Origin of the sequence: Vibrio hepatarius, assembly GCF_001274785.1 — a bacterium.
GTDB lineage: Bacteria > Pseudomonadota > Gammaproteobacteria > Enterobacterales > Vibrionaceae > Vibrio > Vibrio hepatarius.
In genome coordinates this window covers 296,584-320,304 of sequence record NZ_LHPI01000001.1, presented here as the reverse complement: position 1 = coordinate 320,304, position 23,721 = coordinate 296,584, and the positions used below count along the sequence as shown (strand labels likewise).

Below are 23,721 nucleotides of genomic sequence, written 5' to 3'. Positions count from 1 at the left end.
TTTCGGAGCAATATAAATGGAATTTTTCAATAAAAACAAATCTTTGCCCTACCTTAGCGGACGGTTCTTTGACGGCATTTCGTCAGGCCTGTTTATGATGGCTCTACCCTGGATTATGCTTGCCACGCCTAACATGGGCTCATTTGTTGCTATGGTCGCGCTAACCTGTACTGCAGTTTCATTCTTTCTTACGCCCTTTTTTTCAACACTGATTGACCGCCACTCACGCAAAGCGCTATTGATTTGGGTGCAGGTTATTCAAGCGATAACCGCAGCCGCTTTGTTTATTGTCTATTGGTTTGAACTTGGCTCTCCTTGGATACTCGCGGCAGCGCAGTTGGTGTACTGGGTATCAAGCAATTTGGGTTGGTCGACCAATAACGCCTTTACGCAAGAAAACTACGACCGCCACGAATACGCATCGATATCCGGCAAGCAAGAGATCATCATGCAAGGCACAACGCTAGGCGCAGGGGCACTTGGGGTTGTGTTACTGGAAAAATGGGGCATGCTCGAATTCGCAGCGTTTGCAGCTATCGCTGCAGGCATTGCGACATTGAGTTACATAGTCACGCCGTATCGACGACAGCTAAGACAAAGCCGCAACAGCTCGTTTGTCGATCAGCTCAAAGAGAGCAAAGACATTTTTACCCAAGCTCCGCGTTTCTATGGTTTCTTGATGTTGTCAGCACTCTCCTACCCTATTCTGACCTATCTGGGAAAATTGGTGCCAATCTGGTTCGCTGAAACCGGCGTTTCCGGAGACTGGTTGGCAGGCTACAACATTGCCTTTGGCCTCGGTTCACTGATTACTGGGTTGTTTGTGGCGAAGCTGCTCTCATTACATAACCACATGAATACGATTGTTTACTCAATGGCGATTGCCGCATTCGCAGTTGTGGGAATGAGTTTTTCTCCTCACCCTGTCTATCTATTGGCGTTTACTCTCGCGTTTGGCTTTTTCAACGCACTGAACCGCATTGCGCGCACTAACTGGATGCATCACACCATTGCAGTTGAACAACGCGGGCGTGCCGATGGCGGTCTACAAATGTTTGCAACCTTGGTGCAGAGCATTAGTTACGTAGTGATTGCACTGTTAAGCCATTACGGACTAACTCAATACGGATTCATTCTCGCCGCATTAACCATGCTTGGCGCGGTATTTGTAATGCGCTTTCTTGCAATGAACAGTTCTCAAGATCAAAACTTTGCCCCGATTAATTGAGATAAATAAAACTAACATCGCAATTTTTATTTCCCCGGGACACTAAAGACATAAATACAAGCAGTACCAAAGTTTATTTACAAAGATACTTACAAAGATATTTGTCAGTATCTTTGTGCTTGTCTCACGATTATTAGCTTAACAATTGGATGTTTCCTCAAATAGCTTTCTTGTCCGTAGAACCAATAACAATCGATAGTTTGACTAAGTACTAGTTATTTTCATGTAACAATATGAATACTTTTTTTTATGATTTTGCTAACTAGCACTAAAGCGTGAGATTGCTAGAGTAGTTAAATGAATAATTAATATTAACTAACTCGAGTCAGAGGCCCATGAAATTAAGCAATTTATCAGTAAAACTAAAGCTATTCTCTATTGTATTGCTTGCTTTTGCATTAATCGTTGTTGCCTGCGCTTATAACTTAATCCAACAACGCAACACTTCTATGGCAGAGCGTGAAAATAAGCTAAGCGCCCAGGTAGAGACAGCACTGAATGTTGCTAAACACTTTTACAGTCAACGTGAACAACTTGGTGAACAAACAGCGAAGCAAAATGCGCTGAATGCGATAGCATCCCTGCGCTACGACGGTGATAACTATTTCTGGATACTCAACCAGAAAATGAATATTGTCATGCATCCGCTCAAACCAGAACTCAACGGGAAAAACGCAGAGAGCTTCAAAGATGGTGCTGGCAAGTTTCACTGGCGCGAAATGGTCAGTATTTCACAAACTACTGAACAAAAGGGCTTTCTAGACTATCAATGGAAAAGTCCAGACGGCGCGCTAAAAGATAAGATCTCTTACGTTGAACTGTTCCCAGAATGGGGTTGGATTGTCGGCTCAGGTATTCTCGTCTCCGATATCAACGAAACATTTTACACGCTCGTGATCCAACAACTGATTTTTGCGTTGATCTTATCTAGCGTCTTGTTTGCACTCGGCTATGCTATTTCGAACAATATCGTTACACCACTCAATAAACTGATTGAAAATACACACTTAATCGCGGAAGGCGATCTGCGAGTGCGCATGAACCTAGCTCGCAAAGATGAACTTGGTCAAATGGCGAAAGAGATCGATAGCATGCTGAGTAAGCTGCAAAGCACGCTCAAAACGGCGCATGATTCGGCTGGCATCTCGAGCAGCATGGCAAGTAACATTGCTCAGGCGAGTGAAGAAGCGGCGACCAGCGTAAATTCTCAACACTCCCAATTAGAACTGCTTTCAACGGCAATGACCGAAATGAGCGCAACCATATCCGATGTCGCCAATAATGCCGAAAGTACCGCAGGCAGTACCAACAAAGTGATGGAACATACAGAACATACCGACCGCACCATGCAACTCACTTCTAAAGCTATTTCTGACGTTTCTCAAGATATTGCGATGGCAAACGAGCTGGTGAAAGAACTGCAAGACGGCGTCAATGAAATCAGCAACGTGGTTTCGGTTATTCGTGATATTTCTGAGCAAACCAACCTACTGGCGCTGAATGCCGCGATCGAAGCCGCTCGCGCTGGTGAGCAAGGTCGAGGCTTTGCCGTCGTTGCTGATGAAGTCCGAAATTTAGCCAGCCGAACTCAAAACTCAACTAATGAAGTGCAACAAACCATAGATACATTGCTTGAACATGCAGGACGCACATTTACTGCGATGCAAAACAGCAATAACAGCGTTGATAGCTCGGTAGAAGCGTCTCAACGTACTCGTAGCCAAATCAATGAAATCGTAGTAGAAATGCAAAATGCTAACGACATGGTGGCGCAAATAGCCGCTGCCTCAGAGCAACAAAGTGCAGTTGCCTCTGAAATGAATCAGAACGTCACAAGCATTCATCTTTCCGCTAACGAAGTGTTACAAGCGTCGCAATCTTTGGCAAAAGAAAGTCAGGAGATGGCGAATACCGCTGAACACCTTTCCACTCAATTGCAATATTTCAAAGTTTAGATACTCGAGGCGGAGAGAATTATGCTCCGCCCATTTTTACGTGGCACAAATAGCGGCAAAGTTAAACTGGGTAAACGGACAAAAACATTTTGAGCTTTAAGCTTTTTGAAAATAGCTTTTGCTCAACTTTAAAACAACTTCACCTACGTTCGCTGCAATTGAACGGTATTTTCAATCATAACTGAGTGCTACATCTAGGTGTTTACCTAGCAGAACAAACAAATTTTGCCTAATTTTTATCTGAGAGCGAGACATATACTTAAGCTGTTACAAAAAATAACAGAATAAAGCTCTATTGAGAGAGTTATAACTTTGAAATCCGGCTAAATTTAAAGAAAGTGCGTGATAGATTTCCCTAAATTTCTTAAATCTAAAAATTCCTTAGTCATATAACGAACAGTATAAGGGTAAAATGCACGAGCTTTGATTGTGGAGGTACTCATTGCATGAATAGCCCTTTACCTAGCAGGCTAAGATATATTAGAAAGTTGCAAGGAATTACCCAGCAAGAGTTGGGAATAAAACTAGGGATGGATCAAGCTGGTGCCAGCGCAAGAATTAGTCAGTACGAGACGGGAAAACACGCTCCTGACTATGCGACTGTTAAACGAATTTCAGAGGCTTTAAATACACCTGTCGCGTACTTTTACTGCGAAGACGACATTATTGCCAATATTGTTATCGAGGTATCAAGTCATAACTTAACGACAAAACTGGAGATTTTGAACTTAATCGAGTCTTACCAAAACTAACAACGTCGTACCGTTAAGTGGTTAGAGTCTCTACTTGGTGCCTTAGGCGCACCAAATATAATTTTAATTTCACTCCTAGTTATTGCTTTTAGCACCGCGGCTTAGAATGGTGCAAAAGTACCACGCTCTTTTGTAACACACGTCTATTGGTATATTTGGATGCTCATGATTTTGTTAGGCATTTCACTCTCTGTGCGGGCTGGAGTGTCTACAATCAAACGAGTAGAAGAGAAATTTCAGAGACAATCAAGCATATAATGAATATAAGAAAAGTCTTTTTGTCGTGCGCAGTGGTGTGTAGTGCACTGTTGACGTCAAGTTGTACGCAAGAAAAAGAAAACATCAAGATTGGCGCGGTTTTACCACTCTCGGGAACATTTGCGATCTACGGTCAACAGGCTTTGAAAGGTGCTCAGTTGGCAGTAGAAGAGATCAATCGTTCAGGTGGCGTACTTGGTCGTAAGCTGGAAATCGTTGTACGTGACAACGAAACCAACCCAGCTAAAACGGTTAACTACAGCCGTGAACTGATCGAGCAACAAGGCGTGTTCTCGTTGATGGGGCCAGTGAGCAGTGCGTCTCGTTATGCGATGGCGGAAATTGCTGACGAACTGAAAACTCCGATGTTCTATGGTATCGACTACGAAGGTCGGCACTATAGTCGCTATCTAGTCTGCTACAGCACCATTCCTGAGCACTATATCGAACCTGTCGTCCCTTACTTAATTAACAACGTCGGCAACCGTTTCTACATTTTTGGTTATGATTATATCTGGCCACACCGAATGTCGAAGCGGATTATCGAATCTGTCGCCCAGTATAATGGTACCGTCACCAATACGGAGTTTACTGGCTTCAATACCAGTGATTACACGCCCGTATTGGAACGCTTAAAACAATCCGGTGCACAGAACCTCATGCTTATCTTACCGGGTGCTGACGGCTTTAACTTCCTCACTCAAATGAAGCAATTCGATTTTGGACGCGAGATCCAAGTTGTTGCTTTCGCTGCCGATGAAACCTACATAAACAATGTAGATCGTGAAGCGTTAGAAGGCGTAATGACCGCCCTGCATTTCTTCACATCCATCGATAGCCCGATAGCAAAGTCATTCATTGCTCAGTATCAAGATTTTCATGGGGAAGAAGCACAGGCGACCTATTCAAGCAAAGCGCATTACGACTTAGTTTATCTTCTCGCTCATGCTTTAAGTAAAGCAGGTGAAGTGGATAAAGAAGCAACCATCGACGCGTTACCAGGCCTAGAACTCTACAAGGGTGATATGGAAATACGCGTGCGAGAAGATCATCACCTCGATTTACCCATGTATCTCGCTCAATTTCAATCAGGTGATCTGAACGTGATTCAAAACCTAGGCAATATTAGTCCGGCGGATCAAAGACTGAAACACGATGAAGAATAAGCTCAGCGTTAAAGTATTTTTTATCTTGTTACCACTCGCTATTAGTATCCTGCTGTTCAGCTATGGTTACTATCAAGCGAGAGAAAAGCTAACGATTGACCATGTTTTCCAATCTGGTCAGTTGTCGGCTTCGATCGGTTCAAGCGAAATTAGCCACTATATTGAAGGTCGTTTTGCTGAGTTCGACCGTCTTAGCGGCGTAATGTCGACTTGCGATGTCAGTACAGACACACTACCCAAGTTATCTTCTAACGCGATTAACTTTACCCGCGGCTTTTCCGCACTGATTATTTCAGACCTCTCAGGACGAGCGGTTAACTTCAACCTCTCTGCAAATAAAAGTAATCGCTATATTCTCAGGCAAGATATCGAGCAGTTGCAGGTCCTCACGCCGTTAGTTTTAGAGCGGCTAGAAAGCTCCTATCAGCAATGGCTAACCAGCTATCCTAAAAACCTCACCTTAGAGGAGCAAGCACTCAACAAGCTGCTTGATCTTAAACAAAGGGGCGAAGAAAACTCTCAAGCAAGTCGAGACATCAGCAATCAGTTAGTCGAACTGCGTGAGCAACGTAACTACCCAAAGCTCGTGTTGAGCTTTGCAACGACAGAAATCGTCTCTCAACTTGGGCTTATTTTTGACGAGGAAACTTATTTCTTCACCCGCCCTCTGGTGGATTGCGAACAAAATCTGATTGGGTACTACACCGCAGTGCTAGACCGTACCTTGATTGAAGAGCAGATCGCCAGCATCAAGCAATCCTTGATAGATAGTGGTCTTGAGCGTATCGACGTTTTTCTGGTACGTAACCACGACACCCAACCTTTGTGTGATGTGAACTACCTGTCGGTCGATAAATTTCAGCAATACGGTCTTAATGACACCATCGAACCTAGGTTCAGAAATGAGCTTAACGGCATTATGATCACTCACCCGATCACTCTTGAGCTCAAACAGCATCTCATTTTTGAAAGTATCTCCACAGAAGGGATTTCTGAGCCTGAGTTTGACCTTTCACTCGCGGTGTTTATCTCAAACTCAGAGTTAGAACAGAGTCACATCGACCACGTAAAAGAAGTCTCGCTGTACCTTCTTATTGCGCTCGCACTGTTCGCGGTGCTGACCATTTACTTGTCGCACTATATTGCCTCTCCAATTATCGACCTGCGCAAACGTATCTCGGTACTTTCGCGTCAAGGCGAAATCCGCGCAAACTTCAAAGTGCGTGACGATGAAATCGGAGATCTATTCAAAGCATTCAACGATATGGCGCACAACATTAAGAACAAAGAGTCTCAGTTAACCAAGCTCGCCACAGAAGACCCTTTGACCGGTATTCTTAATCGCCGAGCACTAGTGAAAAACGCCGTAGATAGCCACCGTGTCTACACACCCTCTTGTATCTGCATGATGGACTTAGACCACTTTAAACAAGTCAACGATGAATGTGGTCACTCTATCGGGGATAAAGTACTCGTCGCTTTTTGCGAAATCGTTGCAAGTGAAATACGACATTCCGATTTGCTGGGGCGATTAGGTGGAGAAGAGTTCGCCTTGGTATTACCGCAAACCAATCTAGATGACGGCATACAACTCGCAGAAAGGATCCGTAAACGCGTGGAAGCTGAACTGGCGGCAAGTGTCTACGGTAACTTCGATATCGCGATCACCGTTAGTATCGGCGTGGTTGAGTGGCATGCAGAGGATTTCAATAAAGCCTTGTCTCGCGCTGACAAGTGCCTGTATGAAGCCAAAGCGCTAGGGCGGAATCAAACCTGTTCATAACAAAAAGGGCTCTATTGCAGAGCCCTTTTTCGTTCTAGTTAAGTTTACTTACACGTCTAAAGACAGACCAATTTGGCTGAGTTTCGTTCTGAACTCGTCAATACTCTCAGCCTGATAGGTGGGAGCGCCATTAAAGTATCGAGGCTTTTCCGGTAACATCGCGTTTTTCAGAGTATTCTCTTGCTCAATGTCATCATGGTAAACCGTAACACGATGAGGGATGTCCTGCTTAAATGTCGCCATTAATGATCTCCTTTTTGTCTGACGTTGTTTTTAACTAAGCGTAGAAAAGAACCTATGTTTGTCAAAAACACTCATAACCAGAGTATGAGTCGTTAATCGTCGCAACACCCCCGTATTATCAGGCTCTCATAAAATTCCCATCTTCGTTATTAACCTCGATGTTATTAGCCATTTTGTGATTTCTGCTCCACATCGGGCATTTGATTACCCTCAGAGAAATCTTCTAACCCACTCACACTTTGTCCTTCTACGCCCAACAAATTATCTTTAGGGATGATTAGCACTCTCTCGCCATGCATTAGCCTATGATTAATGGTGAAACATAGGGTTAACCTAACAATGAAAAAGAATATTTATCAGGTCTTTACGCGTCTGTTTGGCAACACACAAACCAATAACCGCCCTTGGGGAACCATTGAGCAAAACGGAATCGGTAAGTTCAGCGACTTCACTGATAAAGCGCTACGAGAAATCAAGCAGCTTGGCATTACGCATATCTGGTATACAGGTGTGCCCCATCACGCGCTCATTAATGACTACACGCAGTTCGGCATTAGCAACGACCACCCAAGTATTGTCAAAGGCCGTGCGGGCTCACCCTATGCGGTTAAAGATTACTACTCAGTCAACCCTGATTTAGCCGACTACCCTAGTTGCAGGAACCAAGAGTTCTTCGACTTAGTCAACCGAACCCATCAAGCTGGGATGAAAGTCATTATCGACATCGTGCCCAACCATGTTGCACGTGTTTATCAAGGACGAAATAACCCAGAAGGTGTTGAAGACTTTGGCGCGAGCGACGACTCATCCGTTGAATACCACAAGCACAACAACTTCTATTACATTCCCAATCAAGCATTTTCAGTGCCTGAACAACTCGCGGAGTACCCTCCACTTGGCGGCGAAAAACACCTTAATTTAACCGTGCCGTATCAGGAGTTTCCCGCTAAATGGACGGGTAATGGCTCTCGATTAGCTACGCCAAAGTTTGACGATTGGTACGAAACCGTCAAAGTCAATTACGGAGTCAAGCCAGACGGCACCAAAGACTTCCCACAACTGCCAGAGGAGTACCGCCAGCTCGACCACCACGCACACTTTCAGTTTTGGCAGGGGAAAGAAATCCCGGACTCTTGGGTTAAGTTTCGTGATATTGCCCTCTACTGGCTAAAACAAGGGGTCGACGGCTTTCGCTACGACATGGCTGAAATGGTGCCAGTTGAATTCTGGAGTTATCTGAACTCGTCGATCAAACAAATCAATCCAGACGCCTTTTTACTCGCAGAGGTGTACCAAAGAGATTTGTATCGCGACTACATTCATCTAGGCAAGATGGACTATCTCTACGATAAAGTCGACTTGTACGATAGCCTTAAAGCGGTTATGCAAGGGCACGGCTCGACCAGTGAGATTAGGCGAATCCAACATCAACTCGCCGACATCGAACACCACATGCTGCACTTTTTGGAAAACCACGACGAACAACGTATCGCGTCGCCCGAATTCGCAGGGAACGCCGAAAAGGCCAAGCCAGCGATGCTAGTTTCCGCCTGTTTATCGTCTGCACCAACGATGATTTATTTTGGCCAAGAAGTCGGTGAGCCCGGCGCTGAAAACGCGGGATTTGGTCAATCCTCTCGCACGTCTATTTTTGACTATATCGGCGTTCCTCACCACCAGCGATGGATGAACCATGGCCAATTTGACGGCGCACTTTTAAGCCAATCAGAGCAATCGCTACGTTCGTTCTATCAAACATTACTAAGCCTCACCTTAAGTGAATTCGCTCTGACCGGCCAATACCACGACTTATACGCAGCGAACTATGACAACTTCGCCGACATGCAGCATCAGCTGTACGCTTTTGCGCGTTCAGATAAGCAGCAAAAGCTGATTGTCGCCACCAACTTCAGCGATACGTATTCCAAAGATCTCGATTTAATCATCCCGCCCGCATTGATTCAGGATTGGCAGCTTAGTGATGGTGAATACGCACTGCTTGATAAGCTCAATGGCCGTCACCACACCTTACGCGTTATCAATCAGCAAGGCTTAATTGCGCTCAACTTTGATCCGCTCGCCAGCCTGTTTCTGTGTCTTGGCTAACGAGCATATGTTTTACAAAAGAGAAGAGCTCAGCGCTTGGGTTAGCGCTGAGCTCTTCTCTTCTTTAGGACTAGGACGTTACTTGGTAAATCGGCTTTGCATTGCGCGGCTAATTGGCAGTTTGCTCTCTCCCACCAGAGCAACCATTTTACCGGTAAACTCCTTTTTCACCTTATCAATCGCCGACACGTTCACCACGATTGAACGATGGATTTGCCAGAACAATTCAGGATCAAGTTGCGCCAGCAACTCTTTGAGCGACGTTCTTAGCAAGTACTCCTCTTTCTTCCCCAACTCCATGCGATACAGAGAGACGTATTTATCTTCAGCTTTGAAGTAGAGCACTTCCGATGCGGGGATCATGTGGATTTCCTCTCCTCGGTTGGCGCGGATCCAGTGCAGATAAGATGGTGACTTCTTCTCGGTAAGATGTTGGATTTGCTCTAAAAGCTGGCTGAGATCAGGAGCTGGCACACTACTTTGCGGTTGCAGCCCAGTTTTAATCTTCTCCACGCATTGACTCAAGCGTGATTCGGAGACAGGTTTTAACAGGTAGTCGATGGCATTGGCCTCAAACGCTTTGACAGCAAACTCGTCATACGCGGTGATAAACACAACTTTGGTGGTGCTGTTTTTCTGAGCCAACTTTTTAGCCACCGCCATACCGTCTAACTCTGGCATTTTGATATCGAGGAAAGCGATGTCTGGCGAATGTTGTTCAATAAGCTCCAGCGCGATCTGACCGTTTTCAGCAGAAGCGATCACTTCCAATTCCGGCCAAACTTCGCCCAAAGCTTTATTGAGATGATGACGCAGTAATGGCTCATCATCGGCTATTAACGCGGTCACTGACTCACAATGCATTGTTGTTTCTCCCTAAAATCACACCACAGCGCGCGCTATCGTTAGTTTGGCAATTACACCGCCTTGCGGCGCTTCAACTAAGTTCAACGAGGCGTTGTTGCCATAAAGCGTTGTTAAACGTTCGCGAATATTTGCCAAGCCAATCCCTTGTCCAGTATGCGCCGATTCTCCGCTAAACCCGAGTCCGTCATCTTTTATTTCGATCAGTAGCTGGTCTTGATTCAGTTGCACGGAAATATCCAAACAACCACCCGCCGCCTTAGGTTCAATCCCATGTTGAATAGCATTTTCCACCAAAGGCTGCAGAATGAGTGGTGGTAGGTTCAGCGCAGTGTCGACTTGGTTGTCGATGTGATACGCCAAACGATCGCCCAGCCTGATCTTCTGGATTGCCAAGTAAGCGTCTACAAGCTCCAACTCACCTTGCAAAGTGGTACTTTCTTGGCGGCTTCTGGTCAAAGTAGCGCGCAGCAGTTCCGTCAGCTTTTCCAGCATCAGTTTGGCGCTTTTTTTGTCACTGTCTATCAACACACTAATGTTGGCTAAGGTATTAAATAAAAAGTGCGGTTCTATTTGGCTCTGCAGCTGTTTTAGTTGACTGAGAAGCAGCGCCTTTTCTTGTTCAGATTGAATCCGTTTCGAGCGCTCAAGTTGCTTTTGCGCTTCGATGCGCTGTTCGTGCGCGTAAAAATACAGAAAGCACGTCGAGGTAAAGATGAGCCCCAATACGATGACAGGTTTCAGCGCATTAAAGTCGGCAAATTGATCGTAATGTCTCAGCCAGTAGTACGCGTTCGCCGTACCGACAATCATCGAGCAACAAATCGCAAATAGGTTAATCAACCGAGGGGAAAGATCTTGGCGGAACCAAGCAATGGTATGCGCACTGAGTACCGCGCTGATGCCGAAACCTAAGCTGATTTTGATATGAATAAGAAAAGAACCGTTCCAAATGGTTTGAGTTGAAAAGGCAATCACCACACAAAAGAGCGAGGTAAACACCAGACTTTTCATTCCATTAATCGCATGTTGTTTGAGTTCAGACATTAGAACCTGCCTTTTAAATTTATAAAAATCATACTCTTATCAGAAAGCGTTGCATATACAGAATCACTCTCGCCAGTCATAAACCGGACCGCCATCTCGATATTGAGCGCTGCGTTGCCAGAATCGTATGCTTGATAATCGAGCCATTGCGTTGCAATCAAGCCGCCATCTTGCGGTGAGTACATCACATCAACCGTAGGCGTAAAGTGATTCAGCCAAGTGAGATTGTTTGACCACTGCCAATGACTCCAAGCGTTGCTATCTAGCGTCCAGTGAAACAATAGGTTGTGCTGCACAAGGTTGGCGCTCTCCAGCCCTTGGGCATACGAATATCCGAAAGCACGGGTTGAATCGCTAGCGTGTAAAAACTCCGCTCGCTCAAACGCCCGCTCCCACTGGTTTTTGTTCCAACTTCGGCTGTCGTACCAATACTCAACAATAATGTTGTTACCGACTGCATTCGCCCAGTTCAAACCCAATAGAAACTGATAGCCGTGATTGTCGGTCTCTAACGTGACAGGGGAATCCCACGCATTTGGTTGATAAGTAAGGTACTGGTGCTGATACAATGCTGAACTGTGCACAGCCCACGATGGGTCAAGCACCGAGACAAACGATGCTCCGACCAAGCCATGGCGAACATCGTCGTAATACGCCAACATTTGCCATTCACTCTCGCCCACTAAGGCGTAGCGACGAAAGCCGATGCCCGTTTGCTCTGTCGCTTTTTCCAACTTGCTGCCCGACTGCTGGGTAAAGGAAGAATCCGACGCGACCAGACTCCATTCACCTTGCAGATCAAAGTAAGACCCCAACGCGATCAACGCGCCCTCTTCTACTTGAATACCGACTGGATTACGTCGATACGGTTTAAAAATATCCAGCGGGCGATAGCCATACCCCACACCCCAGTCCAACCGGAGCTTACCTGCGGTCAAATCAATCGGTAGTTCAAACAGTGTCGCTTCGCCTTGCCAGAATAACTCTTGAACCACAAACTCGGCATCGTAATGCGCTGAACTGTCGTTGCTGAGTATGTTACTTCCTTTCGCCGCCAGTAGTGCGGTCCAATCGTAGCCACTTACTTCTACATCGAGCAAGGCATCTAACGCTTGCGTGTCATGGCGCGGGGACTCACCGAGTAACGCCGAATCCTGATGTTGGGTTGAACTCGCACTCACGGTCCAGTCCCACTCATAACTGAGCTCTTGACCACTCGCATTGAACGCACAAAGACTCGCTGGCAGTATCCATAGCCACTTCATCGCTTACAACTCCGAGTCCAGATTGCGCATCAGATACGCTGGGTTGTAATATTTCTCCTCCAACTCATAAGAGGTGATTTGCTGGTAAGCGATAACGGTTTTCTTCGCTGGTTGGATTTTGTCTAGCAAGGTCATCGCCACAACGCGGGTTCGCCCATCTCGCTGTCCTTGTTCAAAAATCGCCTGTTTCGCTAGCTTGCCAGAGCGTAGATAAAGGTCTGCTTTGAGTGGAAAGTCCGTTTCGGCATCGAGCCACAAATCAATCCGTTCGTAGCTCGCGCCTTTGGTGGCCGATTTCAGGCGCAACTGGTTAGTTTCTACCGACTGCTCAATCAAGGTTGCTTGGTAATCTTCACTCCAAGTCAGCGTTGAAATGTCTCCTACCGAGGCTTCACCGAGCAGCTTTTGCATTGGCGTAATACGGATCGGACGACGGCTTTTCGGCATCAGCAACCAATAGTTATCGCCAAGCATCAACATTTTTTGTCCCGCTTCTACTTGTGACTTAAACACCACCAGTGATTCACGATTAGGACGCGTGTAAACATGATACTGACGCGTTTTATCCAGCTCGCCGTTTTCAAATAACGACACTTGCGACACGACTTTAGCCGACAGGTACCCTTGACGATAATCGTCAGCATTTTTAACCATCTGTCGAACGTCACTAACACTCGCTGCCGCAGATGAACTGATCACCGCCAGTAAGAGAGTCGCCATTGTTTTTATTGCATTACACATAAGCCAACGCCTCAGTAATAGGTTTATTGACACCCTTTCGGGCAGAAAGCCAAGCAGCAAAAGTACAAATCGCGAATACGCCCAAGGCACAAAATACAAGCAGTTCTAACGAGAAGTAGATATTCAGCGGGTAGCCTTCACTTCGCCCCGGAGGCGGTGGCATTTGGATATCAACCACAAGCAACAACACCGAAGTCGCCGCGCTGAGCAGTCCGCCGAGCATCGCACCAATTAGCGCCAACAGACCGGCTTCCCGAACAAATCCAGACACGATTTCACTTGGGTACGTACCGAGCGCTGAGAGTGTGCCGATTTCTCGCGTTCGCTCGGTGACCGACATCGTCATGGTGTTGAACAGCGCCACAAACACCACCAACGCCATTACCGCGCCCATAATGCCGAATATGCGGTCATAGAGGTCTTTGACCTTGGTGTAGAAAAAAGCTCTGTCTTGCCAAGGGGTCAGTTCAATAGGTTGTTCGAGCGTGGTGTTAGAAAGCTGATCAGACACCCACTGCTGAACCTGAGCAGTTTTTTCTGTTTCAAACAAGAATACAGATAAGGTGCTGACTTTATCGCTAGTTAACAATTCCTGAGCAGACTGAATATGCAAGTAAAGCTGGCGCTTATCTAACTCAGGTACGCCCGTCGAGTAAATGCCGTGCACTTTAAAATCGAATGCATTCAGTGCGCCGTCACTGGTGGTAGCCAAAAGGGTAACCCAATCTCCTATTGTCACTTTAAGGTTCTTCGCCAGCTCAACCCCTAGCATCACTTCAGGCTCAGCAGCGTTATAACGTGAAGCGTTGACACTCGACAAGGTTTTACCGGTTCTGACATCGAGAAACGGCCCTTTCATATCGAATTCGCGGTCATTTACGCCGCTACCAACGAAGATAGTCGACTTGCTGCCGTTAGAGATCAATCCGTTAAATTCAATCCGCGGTTGTATGCCACGAATCTCATCGTTTGCGAGAATAAGGCGTGAGATAGACGCCGCATCCGACAAACCATTTTCCAGCGGCATGTCTTCATCCTGCTCAAAAAAGCCCGGCTGACTGATCGTAATATGTCCTGTATCTCGAGCGGTGGATTCTTTCAGCGACTCGTAGGTATAAAGCCCAAAGCCACCTGCACAGGTCAGCGCAAACACAGCAATGGTAATGATTAGTACCGAGAGTAGACTGCGGCGACGGTTCCTCAGTAAGTTGAGGTATGCCACACGCAGCGTGATTGGAATTAGCTTGCCCATTTCATCAGCCCCTTATGAATTTGCCCGTCCACCAATTCAATACTGCGGTCACATTGAACAGCCATGCGCGGATCGTGGGTCGCGACAATGAACGTCGTTCCCAGTGAGTGACCGAGCGTTTTCATCAACTCGATCACGACTTTTGCGGTGTGGCTGTCTAAACTGGCGGTCGGTTCATCGGCAATAACTATTTGTGGTTTGTGAACCAATGCTCTGGCAATGGCAACACGCTGTTGTTGACCACCAGATAAATTATCCGGTCTGTGGTCCGCAAACTCACCCAACCCGACTTGTTCCAAAATATCGAGCGCTTTAGTACGCTGCTGGACGGGATTGTCACCGTTTAACATCAATGGATACGCGACGTTTTCCCATGCACTCATCACTGGAATAAGATTAAAGCGCTGAAAGACGAAGCCAAATTGCGAGCGGCGATACTGGGCCGCGTCTATGGGATGCTTGGGGTAAGGATGCCCATCGATATTGACTTGCCCTTGGTAATTCATCTCTAGCAAACCCAGCACATTCAACAAGGTGCTTTTTCCTGAGCCTGAAGGTCCGCACAGTGCCACCATCTCGCCGCGTTCTATCTGCCCATCGACGCCTTTCAGCGCTTCCACACTTTGTTGACCTAATTGATAGGTTTTAAAGATCTGAGAAAAGCTAAGCATAATGTCACCTTAAGCCGCTGAATTGATCATGTTGGCCGCTTGCTGCGTTAGTGGGTGTTGTGCTCCACGTTGCTGCATTTGATCTAGCCACACCTTAGCCTGTGGCATATCTCCTGCGTTGAGCGCTGCTTGAACGGCATACAGATAAACCCACGCTGTCGCTGCATATTTCTGCTGCTTAAACTCATCGTCGTCGAGCAGTTCTAAAAACAGCTCATAGCCTCGGTCGAAATGGTTAAACATCTCTGGCAGCAAGGTGAATGTAGAAGCCGCGAGAGATTTCGCCAGAAAAGATTCTGGTAAGCCTTGACGTGTTTGTTGTTCAGCCAGCGGTGTTGGGTTAGCAGCCAGGAGATCCAGCCCTTTTGCAATCGTTGCGAGTCCTTTTTCGGTATACGTCATTTTGTTCCACGGCATCCACGCATCTCTGCCCATCAGGGTTTGCGTACTACCGAGATACACCAAGCTCAGCGCCTCCGCGCCTCGTTCGGCGATATGCTGCTCAAAGGATTGATGTGCGACTTCAACCAAGCTCTCGTCACCTTGCGCGGCTTTATTGTAAATTTCGATCGCGGCATCACTTGGAATTGCCAGCGCGTTAGCACTAAACAAACACGCGGTCACTAAAGCCAATCTGAATGTTGTCATTTCTTCGTCCCTTAATGTTGATTCGATACTGAAAGATTAACGAGCAAATAAAAGGGCTGCGGGGGTTTGCGACGAACTGTCGTGAACGGGAGTGAATGGTCGAAATAGAGTGTAAACGGTGAATCTGTAAGCAGGCAGCCTTTCAACTAGTAGAATTAAGGGAACAGGACAGTTAAAGTGCTCAACAACAAGCAGCACCCATTTGTACAAGAATTAAGAGTAAATTTGATGATTAATGACGATAAAGTAATAGACAACCTAGATGACCTAGAAGCGTTTCTAATTAGCGTAGAAAGCGGTTTGCTGGGTTTACAAAACGTTGCGGGCGTTGCGATGGCTACGCAAAACTCAACCGGTCGCCACTTTGTTGCGGTACTTGACGACAAGCATCAACTGCTACTTGGCCACTGGGTTACAGAAGAAGTCTTCAATACCGGTCAAGAATTGGTACGCAACGGTCCAAAACGCCCACACTAAATCTCCACTAGCCCGCATTGCCCGCGGGCTTTTTTGTTTCGCTTCTAGTTCGTTAGTTATAGCCGCTATCTGGCCTAGCTTGCGATAAGAATAGGCGATTCAAAACCTTACCATCCAAGCGTATTTGAATTAAGCATAACCCTTGCCAAAGCCAATAAAACAAAAGCACCAAGTCTTACTGATAAGACTATAATTTGCATTCATAAACGAGACGAACTCCTATAATTATTTTCGATTAAACCCTCGTTGAATCGAACAAGGAATCGTTATGAAACGTTTAATTCGCTACTCGGTAGCGCTCATTTCCGTTGGCTGCGCTTTTGGCGTGCTTGCCGACAGCCACTCTGATGCACTGCTGCAAGATGCACTCAGTGCCGCGCCTCCAACATTAAGAGACAAGGTAACGGTCGTCGACTGGGATAAGAATGTCCTCCAAGAGGGCGACAGCCAATACACTTGTTTTCCAACCCCACCGCAATTACAGGGTGTCGCACCAATGTGTTTCGATGGACCATGGATGGCTTGGGCTGATGCATGGATGAACAAAAAGCCGTTTGAGGCCTCGGAATTGGGCATCTCATACATGCTTGCCGGGGATGGTGGCGCCAGTAACACTGACCCGTATGCTGAGGGTGAAATGGCGGACAACCAATGGATTGTCGAAGGCCCTCACTTAATGATCATTACCCCAGACCAAGCACTATTGGACTCGCTGCCCACTGACCCGTATTACGGCGGTCCTTACGTAATGTGGAAAGGTACACCTTACGCGCACATTATGATCCCTGTCGGTGAACGCTAACAAAAAGCCAGCACTCAAACGTGCTGGCTTTGTTATCTTATTGACGTCCATTTCGACTAGGGCATTAACGCGCTTCTAACGGGTAAGAGCGGTAACTCCACATACCATACGTTCTCAGAGCATCACGGTAGATACCTAATACTTCGCTATCGCTCGCTTCTTTTAACTCTTCAAGCGGCTTATCTGGGTAGGCAACGGTATCGAACGTAATGCCTTGTGGGCCAGTTTGCCAACTTGCGATTTCAAACAGGGTTTGACCGCGTCGAACGTGGCTGGCTGAACTGATGATGGTGGCGTGGTCGATATTGTGTCGCGCCAATGCATAACTACTGAATAACGCGTTACCCACGGTACTGGTTGCGTAGTTTTCTTCGATGATGCGGTCAGCGCTGACACCTTTTGCAATCAACCAGTCTGCCATTAGTTTGCCTTCAGTTTTGTGATTCTTCGGCACACCGCCAGTCAGAACAATAACCGCATCTTGGTCAGCTTTGGCCATCTTCAAGGTAGTTTCTAGACGCTGTACTAAGATATCGTGCATTGAACCGTCTGGGTTAAGCGCATAACCTAGCGTGACAATCGCGCGATTACCCGAGTTGGTGTTTTCTGCTTTATCTTTTAGCGGCGTCGCTAATACGCGGTCTACGGTAGCGAAGATCTTTTTCAGGTCAGCCTCACGCCCCGGATTAAGTTTCGCCAGCGCTTGCATGTGCTTGGTTGAACTCGCGTCGTCACCTTTGAAGCGAGTCCACACCGCTAGGTAAGAGTGAAGATCAACATCATCCGGCGCGACAGAGAGAGCTTGATTAAACAGTTCAATCGCTTTATCAACGTTCTTGTTGTAGATCTGAGCATTAGCCGCAGAGATCAACAAATCGGTTCGGTAAGGCTCTAACTGATACGCTTCCAACAGGCGGCTGGTCACGATCTCCATATTACTTGGCATTTTGGCGGTGAAACCCGCATGCGAGATACGTGATGGTGACTTAAAGGCTGTCAACGCGTCTTGCAACAGTTGGTCGACCACTTGGCGCTTGGTTACAAACTGCGAGTAATCCACCGACGACTGGATAGTTGAATGGTTATCAGCGAGTGAGAACATAGGAGCAGATAGCGCGATAACACTACCCAAAGCGATGGCAATTATATTTTTCTTCATTGGTCTAATTTCCTATACGGACAAGCAAGTGAATCATTTGATTATAAATTTCACCTATGAAGAATGTGTGACTCCAATCCCATGCATATTAGACTCACCGAAAAGTTGAGTAAATTCGTGACAATGAGCCCAGCAAAAATAAGGCGTTAACACGCAAAAAGCCCTCCAATGGAGGGCTTTGTTCGTCAACCTTTGCTCTATCGAACAATCAGACCAAGAATGATACCGACCGCACCAAAGTCTGCGTCACTGAAGGTAGTGTTCGCATAACCCAAGTCACCCAATACTGGCATTAGGAACACCGGCAGGAAGGTAATCAAAAGACCTTGAGCAAATGCCCCTAAGATTGCGCCTCGGCGGCCACCTGTCGCGTTACCAAATACCCCCGCTGCTGCGCCGACGAAGAAGTGTGGTACAACGCCAGGGATAATGACCGTCAAGCCCATCATGTAAAGCAAGCCCATACCCACTAAGCCTGCCGCAAAGCTCGATAAGAAACCAACCAATACCGCGTTTGGCGCGTAAGGGAACACAACTGGGCAGTCTAGTGCCGGTTTTGCGTTTGGTACTAGCTTATCTGAAATACCTTTAAATGCAGGTACGATTTCCGCGATAACCATACGTACACCTTGCAAGATGACGTACACACCAGCAGCAAAACTGATCGATTGCATGAGTGCGAACATAAACCAATGTTTACCACCGCTGACTTCACGGACAAAGTCACCACCAGCGAACAGGCAAGTCACAATAAAGATGATACTCATGGTAAACGAAATTGCGACTGGCGTATCACGCAAGAACAGCAAGCTCTTTGGCACGTCCATATCTTCGGTAGAGTGCTCTTTGTTACCCAGTTTGCTACCGATTGCACCCGCTAAAACATAAGACAAAGTGGAAAAGTGACCAATCGCAACATCATCCGAGCCTGTAACTTGCTTCATGTACTTGTTCGCCATCGCTGGGAACAGCACCATAACAATGCCCACAGTAATAGAGCCAACCGCAATCAATGACACACCTGACATGCCGCTTGATGCAAGAATTGCCGCCACCATCATTGACATAAACAGCGTGTGGTGACCAGTCAGGAAGATGTATTTCCATGGCGTAAGTCTAGCGATAGCGATATTCACTAACATCGCAAACAGCATGATCATGGCCATCTCTTTACCAAACGATTTTTGTGCGATAGAAACGATCGCTTCGTTGTTTGGAACCACCCCAGAGATGCCGAAGGCTTCTTGGAAAATCGCCGCGAAATCACCCAAAGACGACACAACCAGACCAGCACCAGCGCCAAGGATGACAAAACCCATAATGGTTTTTACTGTGCCTTTAATCACCTCGGTGACAGGCTTTTGCTGTGCAACCAAACCGATCAACGCGATCAAACCAACCAAAACAGCCGGCTCGGACAACACGTCCTGCATTAAGAAGTTAAAGAACTCCATTGCCTACCTCCTTTATAGTGCGCCCAACTCTTTTAGCGCTACTGTTAAGCTCTCTTTCATCGCTGCTTTATCAACCATGTTTTTCAGCGAAACAATTTTGCCATCCACACCTTGTGCGACGAGCTGTTCGGTAATGTCGCTCGTGCCGACAAAAATGTCGCAGTCGGTTCCTTTCGCCGAACCCAAATCGCAGTGATCGACCGAAGCGTCAACTTCGAGTTCTTTTAAGATGTTTTTAATGCTCATTTCCATCATTAGGCTTGTTCCTAGCCCATGACCACAGACAACCATAACTTTCATAATGCTCTACCTTCTTACCGTTCTTGTTCGTATTAACTGACTTGTTTTAGTACTTTTCTATAATGTTGCGAATCGCGGCTACATCCGTCGCTTCGCAGATTTGCTGCACGTGCTCTTCGTTCATAAACAGCTCGGCCAATTGTGCAATTGCGTTAACGTGGCTACTGCTGTCAGTCGCGGCGAGAGTAACCAGCAAGCGAACCGGATCGTTTTCATCTGCGTCAAAACTCACTCCTTCTCGAATCACAGTGAGGCTCAACGCCAGTCGATTCACTCCGTCTTCCGGTCGTGCATGAGGCATGGCGATCCCAGGACCAACCACATAGTAAGGCCCCATTTCGGCGTGCGAGCGGAAAATCGCTTGAACATAACTCGAATCAATCGCGCCGTTCACAATCAGAGGCTCACAAGCGAGTTCAATCGCGTTTTGCCAGCCGTCGGCAGAATCGTGAATACGAATAACGTCTGTGCTTAATAGTTCTTTTAGCAATGTCTGGCTCCTCTTCTGCGTTTACCTCGTTATCAGTTGGTGCAATAGTAATCAGTCGAGCTATAGATTTTTGTGATTAAAATCTCATTTGATAGCGCTACCTGATAGCGCTATCAATAGTTGTGATAACGCTATCATTATTATTTTCTGGATTGATGATTTTGTGTGATAGCGCTATCATTTTTATGAGCAGTAGATAATCTAACCGTTTGGAATACGCATAAATTGAGATATTTTTGAAGATGACTTTGCAATGCCACTCAAGCGAACCGACGATCTCGCCGAGTTGATTTAGATAAGTACCCCGTCACTTATCCTTAGTTTATGCAGACGGTGTTAGGTGCTGAATGATGCTGTTAGAACGAGAAAAAACAGTTACATAGAGCACATTGCAAGTGCCTAACTCTCGCGTTGATAGCAAATTATGATAGCGTTATCATGATTGCCTTATGTAATGTTGTATCACTGAATTATCTGGAGTCCTGATGTCTGAACCGCGTAAACGTCGTAGCACTGGCCGAGTTACACTCGCCGAAGTCGCAAAGCTTGCTGGCGTGGGAACAATGACCGTGTCTCGAGCACTGAGAACACCCGATCAGGTTTCGGACAAATTAAGAGAACAGATCCAAAGAGCGGTTGATGAATTAGGCTATATCCCAAACAAAGCCGCTGGTGCACTAGCTTCCGGACAAAGCTATTCGGTCGCGGTATTGTTGCCGTCTTTGAAAGAGAAAGCCTGTACTGATTTTATGAGTTCATTCCAGCTACAGATGAACAAAAAGGGTTATCAATTGCTGTTGGGTTATACCAACTACTCTTCCGACCAAGAAGAAGAACTGCTCCAAACATTAATTGCGAGTAGTCCAGCGGCTATTGTTTTGTTCGGCAGCGAGCACTCAGACAAAACACTGCAAATCTTACAAAGTGCCAGAGTTCCGGTGATGGAAATCGCCGAGCTGAATGCAGACTCAACCTATTTAAATGTTGGTGTGGACCATGGCGAAATCGGCAAAGTCATGACCGATTTTCTGATCGAACACGACTTTAAGAACATTGGATTTATCGGCGCGCGCGGCAATCACTCTATTTTGCGTAAACAGCTGCGTGGCTGGCAAAATGGCATGCTTAAAGGCTACCTTCCACCTGACCATTTCTACACAACACATGATGGCCCAAGCCTTGAGTTTGGCGCTGAAGGTGTGGCTAAGTTGCTGCTGCGTGAACAGAATTTAGACGCCATTATCTGTAGCCATGAAGAAATTGCGATTGGTGCGATGTTTGAATGCCAGCGCCGAGCCATCAAGCTGCCGGACGAACTGACCATTGTTTGCCTAGATGGCTCGCAGCTATGTGAAAAGTGTCACCCACCGCTCACCGCGATTCATATTAACTACGAAAAAATGGGCATCGAAGCAGCGGAGCAATTAATCTCAGCGATTAATAATCAAGAAGAAATATTTAAATCAACCAATATTGGTTTTACGCTTCGCCGAGCTTAGTTAATTAACAACCTTTATTAACATTTAAATATCATAATAAACCAATACAGTTATAATATATTTAACGTCAAATTGGTTTATTAATATATAAAAACAAAGAGCAGGTATATTAATCACTTCTTAAACTAGAAGAAAATAATATACCTGCTCTTTTTCATTTTTAAAGTGGCAGACTAAATAACCTGCCACTTCAGTTTATACAAATTATGCTCTAGGTGGAGTACCTTCGCCGTTAGAAACAACAGCGTCGATCTGTACTGATGCGCCCATTGGCAGAGCCGCAACACCCACTACCGTTCTTGCTGGTAGGTCACCGCTGAAGAAACTTGGGTACACTTCGTTGATTGCATCGATATCTGCCATATCTGTTACGTGGATGTTCACTTTCACTAGGTCATCCATTACGTGGTTGATGCTTTCAACAATCGCTTTAATGTTGTTTAGACACTGAGCCGCTTGCTCTTTTGCACCACCAGCCACAAGTGCATTGCTTTGTGCTTCTAGAGGAAGTTGAGCAGCAATGTGGTTGTAGTGAGAAAACGCGACAGTTTGCGTGTACAACGGGTTCAATGGCGCTTTATCTGTGTTGTTTGCACGAATAACAATGCCATGGCGGTCTTCGACTTCCTGAGGAGGTGTGCCGTCACCGTGAGAAACAACCGCATCCATTTGAACAAGCGCGCCCATAGGCAGTGCTGAAGCCGCAACAACAGTACGTGCTGGAACGTAAGCAACTGTTCTCGCGATTGCAGAATCAGGGAAGAAAGTCATGTAAACTTCGTTCACTGCGTCAACGTCCGCTAGGTCAGTCACGTAAATAGTCACTTTCACGATATCGTCTAGTGGTACATCGATGCTTTCAAGAATAGTCTTGATGTTACGTAGACACTGAGCAGACTGCTCTTTAATGCCGCCCGCAACAAGCGCGCCTGTAGCTGGATCAACAGGTAGCTGAGCAGAAACGTTGTTGTAGTGTGAGAATGCAACAGTCTGTGTAGAAAGCGCATGAGTTGGTGCTAGCTCTGTGTTTCTAACTAATTTGATTAGGTCACAAGGCTCTTGGCAAGGCGTGCCTTCGCCGTTAGAAATCACCGCGTCAATTTGTACTAATGCGTCGCTCATTGGCAATGCCGCAACCGCAACAACAGTGCGAGTCGGTGCGTAGCCGTTGAAGAAAGTGGCATAAACTTCGTCTACCGCTGCCATGTCTTCGATGTTTTTCAGGAAAACATTCACTTTTACGACGTCTTCCATCACATGGTCGATGCTTTCAACGATCGCTTTAAGGTTGTTCAAACATTGTTTAACTTGGTCTTTTACATCACCAACAACAATGTCACCCGTTGCTGGATTAACCGGTAGCTGCGCAGAAATATTATTGTAGTGAGAGAATGCAACTGTCTGTGTAGAGAAAGCATTTACTGGTGCATTTTCTGTATTTCTTGAAACTTTAATGATACCGCCACTCATGTAATTCTGATCCTTATGTAGAGTAAAGAAATATTATATTTATCGTTATTTGAATAAATGTTTTTATTTATGAAGTGACGGAATAGTAAGT

At 46.2% G+C, this 23,721-nt stretch carries 22 protein-coding genes; 9 read left to right on the top strand and 13 right to left on the bottom strand.

Annotated elements, in window-relative coordinates; all coding sequences use genetic code 11:
* Positions 1-16 precede the first annotated feature (16 nt).
* The 5 genes from AKJ31_RS01520 (at position 17) to AKJ31_RS01500 (ending at position 7,142) form a co-directional block, all read left to right on the top strand.
* Positions 17-1,228: an MFS transporter gene (locus AKJ31_RS01520; RefSeq protein WP_053407320.1), complete on the top strand. Its 1,212-nt coding sequence runs from the start codon at positions 17-19 to the stop codon at positions 1,226-1,228.
* Positions 1,229-1,563: 335 nt separating this feature from the next.
* A complete protein-coding gene (locus AKJ31_RS01515) occupies positions 1,564-3,183 on the top strand; it encodes a methyl-accepting chemotaxis protein (protein ID WP_053407319.1) in 1,620 nt (539 codons plus the stop codon).
* Positions 3,184-3,629: 446 nt separating this feature from the next.
* Positions 3,630-3,935: a helix-turn-helix domain-containing protein gene (locus tag AKJ31_RS01510; protein ID WP_053407318.1), complete on the top strand. Its 306-nt coding sequence runs from the start codon at positions 3,630-3,632 to the stop codon at positions 3,933-3,935.
* Between the two features lie 257 nt (positions 3,936-4,192).
* Positions 4,193-5,359 (top strand): substrate-binding protein, encoded by a 1,167-nt coding sequence (locus tag AKJ31_RS01505; protein WP_053407317.1) that lies wholly within the window; start codon positions 4,193-4,195, stop codon positions 5,357-5,359.
* Positions 5,349-7,142 carry a sensor domain-containing diguanylate cyclase gene (locus AKJ31_RS01500; RefSeq protein ID WP_053407316.1) on the top strand — a complete coding sequence of 598 codons (1,794 nt, stop codon included), beginning with the start codon at positions 5,349-5,351 and terminating at the stop codon, positions 7,140-7,142. The genes AKJ31_RS01505 and AKJ31_RS01500 overlap by 11 nt, the downstream gene beginning before the upstream one ends.
* 48 nt (positions 7,143-7,190) lie before the next feature.
* On the opposite strand, the gene AKJ31_RS01495 is transcribed toward AKJ31_RS01500, so the two are convergent.
* Positions 7,191-7,385 carry a hypothetical protein gene (locus AKJ31_RS01495; RefSeq protein WP_053407315.1) on the bottom strand — a complete coding sequence of 65 codons (195 nt, stop codon included), beginning with the start codon at positions 7,383-7,385 and terminating at the stop codon, positions 7,191-7,193.
* Positions 7,386-7,724: 339 nt separating this feature from the next.
* On the opposite strand from AKJ31_RS01495, the gene AKJ31_RS01490 reads away from it, so the two are divergent.
* Positions 7,725-9,491, top strand: a complete 1,767-nt coding sequence (locus AKJ31_RS01490) for an alpha-amylase family glycosyl hydrolase (protein ID WP_053407314.1) — start codon at positions 7,725-7,727, stop codon at positions 9,489-9,491.
* Positions 9,492-9,569: 78 nt separating this feature from the next.
* Here AKJ31_RS01490 and AKJ31_RS01485 read toward each other — a convergent pair whose 3' ends face one another.
* The 7 genes from AKJ31_RS01485 to AKJ31_RS01455 are packed head-to-tail and all read right to left on the bottom strand — an operon-like array spanning position 9,570 to position 15,979.
* The gene (locus AKJ31_RS01485) at positions 9,570-10,355 is read right to left on the bottom strand and encodes a LytR/AlgR family response regulator transcription factor (protein WP_053407313.1); all 786 of its coding nucleotides are present in this window, start codon (positions 10,353-10,355) and stop codon (positions 9,570-9,572) included.
* A gap of 18 nt (positions 10,356-10,373) precedes the next feature.
* A complete protein-coding gene (locus tag AKJ31_RS01480; RefSeq protein WP_053407312.1) occupies positions 10,374-11,402 on the bottom strand; it encodes a sensor histidine kinase in 1,029 nt (342 codons plus the stop codon).
* The gene (locus tag AKJ31_RS01475; protein ID WP_053407311.1) at positions 11,402-12,667 is read right to left on the bottom strand and encodes a hypothetical protein; all 1,266 of its coding nucleotides are present in this window, start codon (positions 12,665-12,667) and stop codon (positions 11,402-11,404) included. The genes AKJ31_RS01480 and AKJ31_RS01475 overlap by 1 nt, the downstream gene beginning before the upstream one ends.
* A 3-nt stretch (positions 12,668-12,670) precedes the next feature.
* Positions 12,671-13,408 carry an outer membrane lipoprotein-sorting protein gene (locus AKJ31_RS01470; RefSeq protein WP_053407310.1) on the bottom strand — a complete coding sequence of 246 codons (738 nt, stop codon included), beginning with the start codon at positions 13,406-13,408 and terminating at the stop codon, positions 12,671-12,673.
* Entirely contained in the window at positions 13,401-14,660 is a 1,260-nt protein-coding gene (locus tag AKJ31_RS01465; protein WP_053407309.1) for an ABC transporter permease, read from the bottom strand. The genes AKJ31_RS01470 and AKJ31_RS01465 overlap by 8 nt, the downstream gene beginning before the upstream one ends.
* Positions 14,648-15,331 carry an ABC transporter ATP-binding protein gene (locus AKJ31_RS01460; protein WP_053407308.1) on the bottom strand — a complete coding sequence of 228 codons (684 nt, stop codon included), beginning with the start codon at positions 15,329-15,331 and terminating at the stop codon, positions 14,648-14,650. The genes AKJ31_RS01465 and AKJ31_RS01460 overlap by 13 nt, the downstream gene beginning before the upstream one ends.
* A gap of 9 nt (positions 15,332-15,340) precedes the next feature.
* Positions 15,341-15,979 (bottom strand): hypothetical protein, encoded by a 639-nt coding sequence (locus AKJ31_RS01455; protein WP_053407307.1) that lies wholly within the window; start codon positions 15,977-15,979, stop codon positions 15,341-15,343.
* 228 nt (positions 15,980-16,207) lie between these two features.
* On the opposite strand from AKJ31_RS01455, the gene AKJ31_RS01450 reads away from it, so the two are divergent.
* Together AKJ31_RS01450 and AKJ31_RS01445 are read left to right on the top strand one after the other, a co-directional pair.
* Positions 16,208-16,456, top strand: coding sequence for a hypothetical protein (locus tag AKJ31_RS01450; protein ID WP_053407306.1), 249 nt, complete (start codon positions 16,208-16,210; stop codon positions 16,454-16,456).
* 268 nt (positions 16,457-16,724) lie between these two features.
* Complete coding sequence (locus AKJ31_RS01445) at positions 16,725-17,258, top strand: hypothetical protein (RefSeq protein ID WP_053407305.1); 534 nt, start codon at positions 16,725-16,727, stop codon at positions 17,256-17,258.
* 64 nt (positions 17,259-17,322) lie between these two features.
* Here the strand turns inward: AKJ31_RS01445 and AKJ31_RS01440 are convergent, their stop codons facing one another.
* From AKJ31_RS01440 to AKJ31_RS01425, 4 genes are all read right to left on the bottom strand, one after another.
* The gene (locus AKJ31_RS01440; RefSeq protein ID WP_053407304.1) at positions 17,323-18,417 is read right to left on the bottom strand and encodes a YdcF family protein; all 1,095 of its coding nucleotides are present in this window, start codon (positions 18,415-18,417) and stop codon (positions 17,323-17,325) included.
* 197 nt (positions 18,418-18,614) lie between these two features.
* Positions 18,615-19,871, bottom strand: a complete 1,257-nt coding sequence (locus AKJ31_RS01435; protein ID WP_053407303.1) for a PTS ascorbate transporter subunit IIC — start codon at positions 19,869-19,871, stop codon at positions 18,615-18,617.
* Positions 19,872-19,883: 12 nt separating this feature from the next.
* Positions 19,884-20,171 (bottom strand): PTS sugar transporter subunit IIB, encoded by a 288-nt coding sequence (locus AKJ31_RS01430; RefSeq protein ID WP_053407302.1) that lies wholly within the window; start codon positions 20,169-20,171, stop codon positions 19,884-19,886.
* Positions 20,172-20,217: 46 nt separating this feature from the next.
* Entirely contained in the window at positions 20,218-20,661 is a 444-nt protein-coding gene (locus AKJ31_RS01425; protein ID WP_053407301.1) for a PTS sugar transporter subunit IIA, read from the bottom strand.
* 485 nt (positions 20,662-21,146) lie between these two features.
* Here AKJ31_RS01425 and AKJ31_RS01420 point away from each other — a divergent pair, with 485 nt between their 5' ends.
* Positions 21,147-22,160: a LacI family DNA-binding transcriptional regulator gene (locus tag AKJ31_RS01420; protein WP_053407300.1), complete on the top strand. Its 1,014-nt coding sequence runs from the start codon at positions 21,147-21,149 to the stop codon at positions 22,158-22,160.
* Between the two features lie 204 nt (positions 22,161-22,364).
* Here AKJ31_RS01420 and AKJ31_RS01415 read toward each other — a convergent pair whose 3' ends face one another.
* Positions 22,365-23,630 (bottom strand): RidA family protein, encoded by a 1,266-nt coding sequence (locus AKJ31_RS01415; protein WP_053407299.1) that lies wholly within the window; start codon positions 23,628-23,630, stop codon positions 22,365-22,367.
* Between the last annotated feature and the right edge of the window lie 91 nt (positions 23,631-23,721).